Annotated in this window: 10 protein-coding genes and 1 tRNA gene; 7 read left to right on the forward strand and 4 right to left on the reverse strand. The window is 73.0% G+C overall.

All coding sequences use genetic code 11. The features are described from left to right. Positions 1 to 222: 222 nt before the first annotated feature. The gene (locus ACFU7Y_RS28410; RefSeq protein ID WP_380770083.1) at positions 223 to 1,311 is read right to left on the reverse strand and encodes a ThiF family adenylyltransferase; all 1,089 of its coding nucleotides are present in this window, start codon (positions 1,309 to 1,311) and stop codon (positions 223 to 225) included. 408 nt (positions 1,312 to 1,719) lie between these two features. Here ACFU7Y_RS28410 and ACFU7Y_RS28415 point away from each other — a divergent pair, with 408 nt between their 5' ends. After that, positions 1,720 to 2,304 (forward strand): M48 family metallopeptidase, encoded by a 585-nt coding sequence (locus ACFU7Y_RS28415; protein WP_380770084.1) that lies wholly within the window; start codon positions 1,720 to 1,722, stop codon positions 2,302 to 2,304. 160 nt (positions 2,305 to 2,464) lie between these two features. On the opposite strand, the gene ACFU7Y_RS28420 is transcribed toward ACFU7Y_RS28415, so the two are convergent. After that, entirely contained in the window at positions 2,465 to 3,052 is a 588-nt protein-coding gene (locus tag ACFU7Y_RS28420; protein ID WP_380770085.1) for an NUDIX hydrolase, read from the reverse strand. Continuing rightward, a complete protein-coding gene (locus ACFU7Y_RS28425) occupies positions 3,049 to 4,569 on the reverse strand; it encodes a zinc-dependent metalloprotease (protein ID WP_224282461.1) in 1,521 nt (506 codons plus the stop codon). The genes ACFU7Y_RS28420 and ACFU7Y_RS28425 overlap by 4 nt, the downstream gene beginning before the upstream one ends. Before the next feature lie 199 nt (positions 4,570 to 4,768). Here ACFU7Y_RS28425 and ACFU7Y_RS28430 point away from each other — a divergent pair, with 199 nt between their 5' ends. From ACFU7Y_RS28430 to ACFU7Y_RS28445, 4 genes are all read left to right on the forward strand, one after another. Then, positions 4,769 to 5,917: an NAD-dependent epimerase/dehydratase family protein gene (locus ACFU7Y_RS28430; RefSeq protein ID WP_224282462.1), complete on the forward strand. Its 1,149-nt coding sequence runs from the start codon at positions 4,769 to 4,771 to the stop codon at positions 5,915 to 5,917. 110 nt (positions 5,918 to 6,027) lie between these two features. Continuing rightward, positions 6,028 to 6,468, forward strand: coding sequence for a molybdenum cofactor biosynthesis protein MoaE (locus tag ACFU7Y_RS28435; RefSeq protein WP_224282463.1), 441 nt, complete (start codon positions 6,028 to 6,030; stop codon positions 6,466 to 6,468). Positions 6,469 to 6,680: 212 nt separating this feature from the next. Next, the gene (locus ACFU7Y_RS28440; RefSeq protein ID WP_224282464.1) at positions 6,681 to 6,866 is read left to right on the forward strand and encodes a hypothetical protein; all 186 of its coding nucleotides are present in this window, start codon (positions 6,681 to 6,683) and stop codon (positions 6,864 to 6,866) included. Between the two features lie 42 nt (positions 6,867 to 6,908). Next, positions 6,909 to 8,018: a PDZ domain-containing protein gene (locus tag ACFU7Y_RS28445; RefSeq protein ID WP_224282465.1), complete on the forward strand. Its 1,110-nt coding sequence runs from the start codon at positions 6,909 to 6,911 to the stop codon at positions 8,016 to 8,018. 37 nt (positions 8,019 to 8,055) lie between these two features. Here ACFU7Y_RS28445 and ACFU7Y_RS28450 read toward each other — a convergent pair whose 3' ends face one another. After that, positions 8,056 to 8,628 (reverse strand): PPA1309 family protein, encoded by a 573-nt coding sequence (locus ACFU7Y_RS28450; RefSeq protein WP_224282466.1) that lies wholly within the window; start codon positions 8,626 to 8,628, stop codon positions 8,056 to 8,058. A gap of 257 nt (positions 8,629 to 8,885) precedes the next feature. On the opposite strand from ACFU7Y_RS28450, the gene ACFU7Y_RS28455 reads away from it, so the two are divergent. Beyond that, positions 8,886 to 11,843 (forward strand): UPF0182 family protein, encoded by a 2,958-nt coding sequence (locus ACFU7Y_RS28455; protein ID WP_380770086.1) that lies wholly within the window; start codon positions 8,886 to 8,888, stop codon positions 11,841 to 11,843. A 64-nt stretch (positions 11,844 to 11,907) separates the two neighbouring features. Beyond that, positions 11,908 to 11,981 (forward strand) — tRNA-Met (locus ACFU7Y_RS28460). Positions 11,982 to 11,986 lie beyond the last annotated feature (5 nt).

Genomic DNA, 11,986 nt, shown 5'->3' on the forward strand with positions numbered 1-11,986 from the left:
CCCGGGCCCTGCCCAGGGCAGGGCACGGGCCGTGGGAGGCCTCGTACCCGCCCATGGGGCGTCGACCCCCGTCCGGGGTCCGTCGGGACCGCGGGCTCACCTGGCCATCGGCTCGTATGGCCGGGTGGGTGCCCGTGGTGCCGTGGGGAGGCCGAGAGGCTGCCGAGCCGTGCAGCCGCCGGGCCTGCTCCCGTCAGACTCGTTCCTCTTCTCCTCCTCCCCTCACCCCGGCGGCAGCGGCTGCCACAGGCAGCCGCAGTCCGGGTGCCCGCGCAGCCGCAGGCGCCGGGGCATGCCGTCCCCGGCCGAGACCTCGCACCAGCCGTCCACGCTCGGCGGCCGGCCGCCGTCCAGGAACACCTGGACGTGCAGCGCCGCCAGCCCGGCGACCGCCGTCGCCAGGGCCGTGTCGCAGGCCGGCGTACGGGCCCGGCCGGGGCCTCCGTCGGCCAGTTGGGCCAGGACCCGCGGCCAGGCGGCGTCCTCGTCCTCCCGCCGCAGCACCAGGCAGTGCCCGCAGGCCGACATCCCGGGGATCACCAGCGGTCCGATGACGCCGAACTCCTCGACCACGCCCACGTAGAGGTGCGGCACCCCGGCCCGCAACAGCAGCCGGGCCTCGTACGTCCCGCCCGCGAAGGCGGCGCTGCCGTCCCGGGGCGCGAGGACCACGAAGTCCGGTGGCGCGTCCCCGGGCCGACGCCGGGGCGCGGGCGCCGGGGGCCGGCCCGAGGCGCGCTGCACCGCCTCCCGGGCCGCCGTCGAGCGCAGCCGCCCGACGTCTCCGGGCGGCAGCCCGGCGGGGGAGCAGTCGCCGGGCTTCACCCGGCCGCCGTCCGCGACCGTGACCGCGCCGGTGCCGCCGGCGGAGAGCACCGCCGCGACGGCGGCGCCGACCCGGCCCGCGCCGCGCACCTCGATCCGCGCGTCGGCCCGGCGGCCCAGGATCGCCGGTGCGGCGCCCGGGCCGGAGTGGACCAGGGAGAGCGAGGCGAGGTCGGGTTCGAGCAAGTCCCGCTGCTGCCCGGGGAAGCGGGCCAGTGCCCGGTCGCCGGCCTCCGCGTCGTCCAGCAGGCCGGTCTCCTCCAGGCCGGTGAGCAGGGCGTCGGCCGGTTCGCGGCCGAGCCCGATGCGTTCGCCCTCGTTCAGGAGCTCCGGTCGGTCGCGCGTCCCGTCGAGCAGCGCGAGGAAGTCGCAGAGGGTCTTGTCGGCGTTGCCGAGCACCCCGGCGAACCGGGTGACGGTGCCGAACTGCAGGGTCTCCGAGTCCCGCCAGCTGCGGGACAGGGCGGGCTTGAGGGCGAGGCGCACGACGATCTCCCTTCCGATCGTTTCCGGACGGCTGACCGCAGCATGCCCCATCGCGGCGACGGCGTGCAGGGAGTTGTCCACAGGCCCGTGCGCATGATCGCATCATCCGTTCGTACACCCTGTGGATAACTGGTCATCCTCCTCGGCGTCGGTTTCCGGACACCCGCCGTCGACTTTTCGTTCCCGATCACTCCATGAAAGATTCCGGCCATGGCAGCGGACTTCTGTCCGTGGTGCGGGGTAACGTCGTGTGCCATGGCAGCCGAGCGGGACTCCCATCCACCGGCGTCGCGTCGGCGTGCCCGTGCAGCGTCCGGGTCGCAGGTCGCGGCGCCGAACACGCGCGGGCGCCCGGACCAGCGGCAGCAGCCGAGGCCGGCCCCACCGCAGCCGCCGCGCACCGGTGCCGTGCCGCCCGAGGCGCACGACCGCAGCCGGGTCGAGGTGCGCCGCAGCGCCCGCCGCAGCCGTACCGTCTCCGCCTACCGCGAGGGCGACCGCACCGTCGTGCTGATCCCGGCCCGGATGTCGCACGCCGAGGAGCAGCGCTGGGTCGCGCAGATGCTGGAGAAGCTCGCCGCCCAGGAGTCCCGGCGGGTCCCGGGGGACGAGGCCCTGATGACCCGGGCCCGCGAGCTGTCGGCCGCCTACCTGGGCGATCGCGCCCGGCCCAGTCAGGTCCGCTGGGTCACCAACCAGAATTCCCGCTGGGGCTCCTGCACCCCCAGCGAGGGGACGATCCGCCTTTCCCACCGGCTCCAGGGCATGCCGGAGTACGTGCTGGACTACGTGCTGCTGCACGAGCTGGCGCACCTGCTGGTGCCGGACCACGGCCCGGCGTTCTGGGCCCTGCTGGAGGCCTACCCGCGGACCGAGCGGGCCCGCGGGTACCTGGAGGGCGTGGTCTCCGCCGCCCGGCTGCCGCACATCCCCGGCGCGCGGCACGCCGCCCCGGGCCCGGCGGGGCCGGGCCAGGCCGCCTCCTGCGGCTGAGGCCGCGGCGGCGCGGCCGGAGCCCTGGCGGCGTGAGCCCGTGGCCGGACGGTACGGGCGGGATGGGGCGGTACGGGCCGAGGCCGGGCCGGTTCGACCGGAGGAACGACGGAAGGGGGCGCTGAGCCTGTCGGCCCGCGCCCCCTTCCGGTGTCACACCTCAGCCGGTCAGCTGCCGCGCCCGGGCCACCAGGTCGCGCACCGAGTGATCGGTGAGCTCCGGGAGCCGGTCGTAGTCGAACCAGCGCAGGTCCAGCGACTCCTCGCTGATCAGCGCCTGCGCGCTGGCCGGGGCCAGCGCGATGTACTGGACGTCCAGGTGGGTGTTCTCCGGCCGGTCCTTGCCGGTGCAGCGGACCAGGTGCCGGTCCAGCTTGGCCGGCACCGGGGCGCCGCCGCTCTCCAGCAGCACCAGGTCGGGGATGCCGGACTCCTCCACGGCCTCGCGCAGTGCGGCCGAGGCGAGGTCGCGGTCGCCGGGCTCGCAGTGCCCGCCCATCTGCAGCCACATGCCGACCTTGGGGTGCAGGGTGAGCAGCACCCGCCCGGCCGCCGGGTCGACGACCGCCGCGCTCGCGGTGATGTGCGCGGGCAGGCAGGAGCGGTACAGGCCTTCGGGCTGCGCGGCGAGGTGCTCCAGGTAGTCGAGCCGCAGCTGCTCCTGGTCCTGGTCGGCGGGCCGCCACCCGGTCAGCGTGCGGACGGCGTCCGCGTGCAGAGTGGCGGCGGGCGTCTCGGTGTCCGTCATGCGGTGGGCTCGCCCTTCCCGCCGGTGCCGTCCTCGTCGGTCTTCGGCTGCTCGTCCTTCTTGGTGAGGTCGGGCTTGCCCGCCGCGGCCTCGCCGAGCAGCTTGTCGAGCGCGTCGAAGTCGATGCCGCCCTCCAGGTCGTCGGCGGAGCCCCGGTGCACGAAGGCGTCCGGGTCGTCCAGGTCGGCGGCGGTGGGCAGCATGTCCGGGTGCTCCCAGAGCGCGTCGCGGCCCTCGATGCCGCGGGCGTCGGCGAGGAGCGCCCAGAGCCGGGAGGCGTCGCGCAGCCGGCGCGGGCGCAGTTCCAGACCGACCAGGGTGGCGAAGGTCTGCTCGGCGGGCCCGCCGGCCGCGCGGCGGCGGCGGACGGTCTCGCGCAGTGCGCCGGCCTGCGGAAGGTGCGGCTCGGCGGCGGCGTGCACGACGGCGTCGACCCAGCCCTCGACCAGGGCGAGCGCGGTCTCCAGGCGGGCGAGCGCGGCCTTCTGCTCGGGCGTGTCCTCGGGCTGGAGCAGGCCTCCGGCCAGCGCCTCCTGGAGGGCCTCCGGGTTGCTCGGGTCGAGCTGGCCGACCAGCTCCTCCATCCGGGAGGTGTCGACCTTGATGCCGCGCGCGTAGGCCTCGACGGCGCCCAGCAGGTGGGCCCGCAGCCACGGCACGTGGGCGAAGAGCCGCTGGTGGGCGGCCTCGCGCAGGGCGAGGTAGAGGCGGACCTCGTCGGCGGGCACGCTCAGGCCCTCGCCGAACTCGGCGACGTTCTGCGGCAGCAGCGCGGCCTTGCCGGCCGGGGCGAGCGGCAGGCCGACGTCGGCGGAGCCGACCACCTCACCGGCGAGCGCGCCGAGCGCCTGGCCGATCTGGGTGCCGAACATGGCGCCGCCCATCGAGCGCATCACGCCCATCAGCGGGCCGGCCATGGCCTGCATCTCCTCGGGCAGGACGCCGCCCATGGCGTTGCCGACCCGCTCGGCGACCGGGTCCACCAGGTCCTTCCAGACCGGGAGGGTGGCCTCGATCCACTCGGCGCGGCTCCAGGCGACGGCGGTGCCGGCGCCGGAGGGGAACTCGGTGGAGCCGTCGAGCCACAGGTCGGCCAGGCGGACGGCCTCGGCGACGGCGGAGCGCTCGGCGGCGCTGACCGAGCGGTCCTTGCTCTTGCCCTCGGCGGGCTCGGCGACCACCGTCTGACGGGCGATGTTCGTGGCGAGGTCCCAGTTCACCGGGCCGCCCTCGAACGAGAGCATCTGGCCGAGCTGCTGGAAGGCGGCGCCGAGGTCTCCCGGGTTCATGCCGCCGAACATCGCGGCGAAGGGGTTGTCGGCACCGGCGCCGGTGCCGCCCGGGGCGCCGGGCATGCCGAAGATCGCACCGAAGGGGTTGCCGCCCCCGAAGCCGAACGGCTGCGGGCCGCTGCCGGACTGTTCCTGGTCCTTCTTCTTCTGGGCGTCGTCGGGCTTGGCCTTGCCGTCCTCGGGCTCCTCGGGCGGAACGCCGAATCCGAAGGGAAGGTCGCTCACGGGGTCCTCGATCCGGTCGGCCGTCATGCGGGTGTGGCGGGAAAGTCTGTACCCGGAGCGACGGCGGAGTGGGGGACTCGGGGGCGGCTCCCGCGCGGCAGGCCCGCGCCGGGTGCACCGCCGGGCCTTCGCCTCGGGCAGGATGGACGTACGTGACACACGTCCGTACGCACATAAAGCTAACCGTGGAGGATGGCCGGTGAGTTCCCCGCCCTCGGACGTTCGCTCTGGGCTGACCGGAGGAGAGGACGTGTCGGACACCACGGCGTCGCCGCCTCCAGCCTACGGCGGACGGCCGCTGACCGTGGCGGTCACCGGTGCCGCGGGCGTGCTGGGCGAGCGGGTCGCCGCCCGGCTGGTGGCCTCCTCTCACGTGCGGAAGGTCCTCGCGGTGGACGACCGGCGCGGTGAGGTGCCGGGCGTGCACTGGCGGGTGCTCGACGTGCGGGACCCGGCGGTGGCCGAGCGGTTGGCCGGTGTCGACGTGGTGGTGCACCTGGCGATGGACTTCGGCATGGAGTCCGACGCCCGGGCCCGCAGCGCCTACAACGTGCGCGGCGCCCAGACGGTGCTGACCGCGGCCGCGGCCGCCGGGGTGCACCGGGTGGTGCTGTGCACCTCGGCGATGGTCTACGGCGCGCTGGCCGACAACGAGGTGCCGCTGGCGGAGGACTCCGAGCTGCGGGCCACCGAGGAGGCCTCGCTGGTCGGGGACCTGCTGGAGATCGAGCGGCTGGCCCGCCGGGCGCCGCGCGCCCACCCGGGCCTCCAGGTGACGGTGCTGCGCCCGGCCGTGGTGGTGGGCCCCGGCGTGGACACCGTGCTGACCCGGCACTTCGAGGCGCCCCGGCTGCTGGTGGTGGCCGGGTCCCGGCCGTGCTGGCAGTTCTGCCACGTGGACGACCTGGCGTCGGCGCTGGAGTACGCGGCGCTGGGCCTGGTCGAGGGCGAGGTGACGGTCGGCTGCGACGGCTGGCTGGAGCAGGAGGACGTCGAGCGGCTGTCCGGGATCCGGCGGATGGAGCTGCCGGCCTCGCTGGCACTCGGCACGGCGGCGCGGCTGCACCGGCTGGGCCTGACCCCCGCCCCGGCCGGGGACCTGGCGTACACGATGTACCCGTGGGTGGTGTCCGGCAGCCGGCTGCACGAGGCGGGCTGGCGCCCGGCGCACACCAACGAGCAGGTGCTGGCCGAACTGCTGGACCAGGTGTCCGGCAAGCACGCGGTGGCCGGGCGCCGGCTGGGCGGCAAGGAGGCGGCGACCAGCCTGGGGGCGGCGGGGGCGACGGTGGCGCTGGTCGGTACGGCGGCGCTGGTGCGCCGGGCCCGCAAGCGGCGGCGGTTCTGATCGGCCGGGGGAGCCGGTCGACGGGCGACACTTCTCACGATGCGAAATTTCCCCACCGTGATGCGGAAAGTACTTGCCCCGCACCATCCCCGATGGGGAATCATGGGGTCATGTCCGAGATCCACGACCCCATCCGCCTGCTCGCCATCCGCGACACCCCGCTCTCGCTGGACGAGGTGTACGAGGCGGTCGGTGACGACGCGGCCGGCGGCACCACCGTCTTCGTCGGGACGGTCCGGGACCACGACGGCGGCAAGTCGGTCGCCGCGCTGGAGTACAGCTGCCACCCCACCGCCGAGCAGGAGATGCGCCGGATCGCCGAGAAGGTGGTCGCGGACTTCCCGGTCCGGGCGCTCGCCGCGGTCCACCGGGTGGGCCGGCTGGAGATCACCGACAAGGCCGTGATCGTCGCCGTCTCCTGCGCCCACCGCGGCGAGGCCTTCGCCGCCGCCCGCCGGCTGATCGACGACCTCAAGCACGAGGTGCCGATCTGGAAGCACCAGGTCTTCTCCGACGGCGAGGAGGAGTGGGTCGGCGCCGGCGGCTGCTGAGACCACTCCCGGTGCGACGGAACCGACATGCACACCTCGTGCGTCCGTCGGGTCAGGCGCGCCGTGGCTTCACTCCGACGGGTGCGCAACGGCACCCCGAATACTCCCTGGAAGTGAGCCGATCGGCCGTGCCGTAACCCGGACGGCGCCGGCCGCGTTGTCCGCCGGAGTGGTTAATCTGCTCATAGGCACGACGAGCTGGGAGTACTGGTATGGGTGCGCTCGCCTGGTTGATCATCCCGGGTGTCGCCGGCGTGGCCGCAGGCCTCTGGGCGGTGTGGGCCCAGCGGGAGCCGCGGGCCACCGGGGACCCGGCCTCACTCGCCGAACACCGGCGCTTCATGGCCGCCATGGAGCGCACCACCGCCGGCACCGCCGGTGAGCGCCCCGGCAGGTAGCCCGGCGGGCGCCGGTTCAGGCGCGTCCCGTACTGTCGAGGCATGCCACGCCGCTCCGCGACGATGCTCGCTGCCACCCTGCTGCTCATAGCGCTGCTCTGCGTCTCGGTGCTGATGAAGGTGCCGTACACGGAGATGAGCCCGGGGCCGACGTACAACACGCTCGGCAACCAGGGCGGCAAGCCGGTGATCAGCATCAGCGGGCACGAGTCGTACCCGACGACCGGGCACCTCAACATGACCACCGTCCAGGTCACCGGGGCCAAGTACGAGCCCAGCCTGGTCAACGCGGTGGTCGGCTGGCTGCGGGACGACGTGCTGGTGGTGCCGCACGACAACGTCTACCCGAAGGGGCAGTCGGACGCGGACGCCAAGAAGCAGAACGCCGAGGAGTTCGCCTCTTCCGAGGACAGTGCCCGCACCGCGGCGCTCAAGCAGCTGGGCGTCCCGGTCGGCAGCGAGCTGATCGTGAAGTCGGTCACCGCGGGCGCCCCGGCCGAGGGCCGGCTGCACGCGGGCGACCAGATCGTGGCCGTGGACGGCGCACCGGTCGGCTCGGTCGACCAGGTGGTCGCGGCCGTCACCAAGCACAAGCCGGGCGAGCCGGTGGTCTTCACCGTCGTGCCGAGGGTCAAGGACGCGGGCGGCGCCGCCGCGCCGGGCGGGAAGACCGACGTCACCGTGCCGACCGTACGGGCCAAGGACCTCGACCCGAAGGCCCCGGCCGAGCGGGCGGAGCTCGCGGTGGTGGGCATCGGCACCGGGATCCGGCACACCTACCCGTTCCAGATCGACATCGGCCTGCAGGACGTCGGCGGCCCCAGCGCAGGCCTGATGTTCTCGCTCGGCATCATCGACAAGCTGACCCCGGGCGGCGACCTCACCGGCGGCAGGTTCGTGGCCGGCACCGGGACCATCGACGACGACGGCAAGGTCGGCCCGATCGGCGGCATCTCGATGAAGCTGATCGCCGCCCGGGACGCCGGGGCCGAGTACTTCTTCACCCCGTCCTCGAACTGCGCCGAGGCGAGCAAGAACGTCCCGTCCGGGCTGACCCTGGTCAAGACGGACACGCTGGACGGCGCGCTGAAGTCGCTGGAGCAGCTCCGCTCCGGGCAGACCTCCGCGCTGCCGTCCTGCGCCACCAAGTAGCCACCGGGCAGCTGTCGGGCAGCCGCCGGGGAAGGCGTCAGGCGAAGGTCGCCAGCAGCGCGTCGGTCAGGCCCGGCACCAGGTCGGGGCCGGTCAGCACCTCGCGGGCGACGTCCTTGGAGCGCAGCCGCAGGGCGATCTCCTTCTTGCCGTCGCGGAGCACCGCGGCGGTGATCCGCACCTCCTCGCGCTTGGGGTGGTTGGCCACCCACTCGGCGAGCTGGGCGTCGGTGGCACCCCGCGGGCGGGACTGCTCGGCGCCCGGGGGCAGCATCAGGCGCTCGACGACCAGGGCGCAGCCGGCCACGGCGTCGGGCCAGGCGATGGTGCCGAGGAACTTGTCGAGTTCCATGCCGGCCGGCAGCTCGTCCTGCTCGATCGGGGTCAGGCCGGTCTCGTCGCCCTCGGCGAGGCCGAGCTGCTTGGCGATCTTCGGGTTGGCCTTGCGCAGGGCGGCGCTGTCCACCAGGGCGAACAGCCGGGCCGGGAGGTCCCAGCCGAGGGTGGCGGCGTACTCGTCGATCTCCAGCGCGGCCCGGGTCAGCGGGGTGGCGGCCGGGAGCTTGGAGACGTCGTCGGGGGAGTTGTTCAGATCAGACGCGTCGGACATGCCTCAATCCTCACACGCCGGGCGGCCCGCGCTCGCCGGACGGTCCGTGCCCGCCGGGAGAGCCCGCCGGGAGAGTCGCCGAAGAGGCGCCGGAAGAGCCGCCGAAGGGCCGGAGGAGCCGCGGCGGGGACGGCCGGAAGCGGGCGGGGGTCGTAACCGTCTGCTAACGGTGGGAACTCGGCCAAAGCCTGGTTAAGTTGCTCTGACGACCGACCCCATTCAGACGACACAGCCGAGGTGCCACCGTGGTCTTCCAGATGCCCGAACGCTCAGGGCCGGGTTTCCGGCGCAGGGTAGGCCCGCCCTCCCGGCGGGCGCGGGTGGCCCTGCTGACCCTGGGCGTGCTCGCGGTGCTCTTCCTGCTGTTCGTCATGTTCGCGGGCTTCTGGACGGACTGGCTGTGGTTCAGGTCGGTCCACTTCTCCTCGGTGTTCACCACCCAGCTGTGGACGAAGATCGGCCTGTTCGCGGTGTTCGGCCTGCTGATGGCGGTGATCGTCGGCTTCAACATCTGGCTGGCGCACCGGCTGCGGCCGCCGCTGTCGGCGATGTCGGTGGAGCAGCAGAGCCTCGACCGCTACCGGGCCGGCCTGGCGCCGTTCAAGCGCTGGGCGCTGATCGGGGTCTCGCTGGTGATCGGCCTGGTGGCCGGTGCCGCGGCCTCCGGCCAGTGGCGGACCTGGCTGATGTGGACGAACTCGACCTCCTTCGGTGAGAAGGACTCCCAGTTCGGCATGGACGTCTCGTTCTACGCCTTCGACCTGCCGTTCTACGAGTTCGTGCTGGGTTTCGCGTTCAGCGCGGTGATCGTCTCGCTGCTGACCTCGGCGCTGGTGCACTACCTGTACGGGGGGCTGCGGCTGCAGGGTCCGGGCCGCCGGGCGAGCGCGGGCGCGCAGGGGCACCTGGCGGTGCTGCTGGGCGTGTTCGTGCTGCTGAAGGCCGTCGCGTACTGGCTGGACCGGTACGCGCTGGCGGTGAAGACCGGCTCGTACAAGGGTGTCTCCGGCTGGACCGGCCTGCGCTACGTGGACGCCAACGCGTTCCTGCCGGCCAAGACCATCCTGTTCTTCGTCGCGATCATCTGCGCGGTGCTGTTCTTCCTGACCCCGATCCGCCGCACCTGGGCCCCGGCCCTGATCGGCCTGGGGCTGATGGTGCTGTCGGCGGTGCTGATCGGCGGGCTGTACCCGGCGATCGTGCAGCAGTTCCAGGTCAAGCCGAACGAGCAGGCCAAGGAGACGCCGTACATCCAGAAGAACATCGACGCCACCCGCCAGGCGTACGGGATCGCGGACGCGCAGACCACCCCGTACACCCCGCAGGGCTCGACCACCACGGACGCGCTCAAGCCGGACGCCCAGACCGTCTCGGACATCCGGCTGCTGGACCCGAACGTCGTCTCGCCGGCGTTCCAGTCGCTGGAGCAGCAGCGCAACTACTACGCCTTCCCGAACACGCTGGACGTGGACCGCTACGGCACCGGGCAGGACAAGCAGGACAGCGTGATCGGCCTGCGCGAGCTCGACCTCAACGGCGTGCAGCGCAACTGGATCAACGACCACTTCAAGTACACCCACGGCTACGGCGTGGTGGTCGCCAAGGGCAACCAGGTCGACGACAAGGGCCAGCCGGTGTTCACCGAGTCGGGCCTGCCGGCCTCCGGCACGCTGGGCGACTACCAGCAGCGGATCTACTACGGCGAGAAGACCACGACGTACTCGATCGTCGGTGGCACGAACAAGGAGATCGACTACACCGATCCCAAGACCGGCCAGAACGCCGAGACCACCTACGAGGGCAACAGCGGGGTCTCGCTGGACAACCCGCTGACCCGGGCCGCCTACGCGGTGCGCTTCGCCGAGCCGCAGATCCTCTACGCGGGGGCCATCACCGACGGCGCCAAGGTGATCTACAACCGGACGCCGAAGGAGCGGGTGGAGAAGGTCGCGCCGTGGCTGTCGATCGACGCCGACCCGTACCCGGTGGTGCAGGACGGCCGGGTGGTCTGGGTGCTGGACGGCTACACCACCTCGGACGGCTTCCCGTTCTCCTCGAAGACGACGCTGGGCGCCGCCACCAAGGACTCGCTGACCAACCAGCGCGGTGAGCTGCTGACCGCCGCCAACCAGGTCAACTACATCCGCAACTCGGTCAAGGCCACGGTGGACGCCTACACCGGCGAGGTGAAGCTCTACCAGTGGGACGAGAAGGACCCGGTGCTGAAGACCTGGATGAAGGCCTTCCCCGGCACCGTGGAGCCGAAGGCGGACATCCCGCAGACGCTGCTGCCGCACCTGCGCTACCCGCAGGACATGTTCAAGGTGCAGCGCGACCTGCTCGGCCAGTACCACGTCACCGACGCCAACTCCTTCTTCAACGGCAGTGACATCTGGCAGACCCCGGTGGACCCGACCAGCGACACCAAGCAGGTCCAGCCGCCGTACTACGTGACGGTGCGGATGCCGGACACCAACGCCGCGAGCTTCTCGCTCACCAGCACCTTCGTGCCCAACCAGCGGCCCAACCTGGCGGCGTTCATGGCCGTCAACGCGGACCCGGGGGACGACTACGGGAAGATCCGCATCCTGAAGATGACGGGCGAGAGCGGCGCCCCCGGCCCGGGCCTGGTGCAGTCGAAGTTCAACTCCCGCCAGGAGGTGGCCAACCAGATCTTCGCGCTGAAGAGCGGCGGCGACGCCGAGCTGGAGTACGGCAACCTGCTGACCCTGCCGGTCGGTGGCGGACTGCTCAACATCGAGCCGGTGTACGTGCGCGGACGCGGCGCCAAGTACCCGACGATGCAGAAGGTCCTGGCGGTGTACGGGGACGACAACGTGGCGTTCGAGGACACCCTGGAGGCCGCGCTGAAGAAGGTGTTCGGCGGGGCGCCCCCGGCGACCACGCCGACCGCGCCGTCCACGCCCGGCACCGGGACGACGCCGACCACCCCGACCCCGCCCACCGCGCCGGCGCCGGGCGGGACGATCTCGCCGGAGCTCCAGAAGGCGCTCTCGGACGCGGAGAAGGCGTACAACGACAGCCAGACCGCGTTCAAGAACGGCGACTGGGTGGCCTACGGCAACGCCCAGAAGGCGCTCGGCGACGCCCTGAAGGCCGCCACGGCGGCCCGCGGCGGCAGCCCGGCACCGGCCCCGACCGGCACTCCGGCCCCGGGTGCCACCGGGGGCGGAGTGACCAGCCCGCAGCCCTAGCCCGCTGAGCTGCGGTAACCGTTTTCCGTTCCACCCCGCATCCGTGCTATGGTTCAACCACCGACGCGGGGTGGAGCAGCTCGGTAGCTCGCTGGGCTCATAACCCAGAGGTCGCAGGTTCAAATCCTGTCCCCGCTACAAAG

Origin of the sequence: Kitasatospora sp. NPDC057542 (genome assembly GCF_042801945.1) — a bacterium.
Taxonomy (GTDB): domain Bacteria; phylum Actinomycetota; class Actinomycetes; order Streptomycetales; family Streptomycetaceae; genus Kitasatospora.

What these genes read in the sequence shown, in the direction of transcription:
- ACFU7Y_RS28420 (WP_380770085.1), bottom strand. Translation starts at nt 3,052, where the DNA reads ATGACGGACACCGAGACGCCCGCCGCCACTCTGCACGCGGACGCCGTC.
- ACFU7Y_RS28435 (WP_224282463.1), top strand. Translation starts at nt 6,028, where the DNA reads ATGTCCGAGATCCACGACCCCATCCGCCTGCTCGCCATCCGCGACACC.
- ACFU7Y_RS28440 (WP_224282464.1), top strand. Translation starts at nt 6,681, where the DNA reads ATGGGTGCGCTCGCCTGGTTGATCATCCCGGGTGTCGCCGGCGTGGCC.
- ACFU7Y_RS28445 (WP_224282465.1), top strand. Translation starts at nt 6,909, where the DNA reads ATGCCACGCCGCTCCGCGACGATGCTCGCTGCCACCCTGCTGCTCATA.
- ACFU7Y_RS28450 (WP_224282466.1), bottom strand. Translation starts at nt 8,628, where the DNA reads ATGTCCGACGCGTCTGATCTGAACAACTCCCCCGACGACGTCTCCAAG.
- ACFU7Y_RS28455 (WP_380770086.1), top strand. Translation starts at nt 8,886, where the DNA reads ATGCCCGAACGCTCAGGGCCGGGTTTCCGGCGCAGGGTAGGCCCGCCC.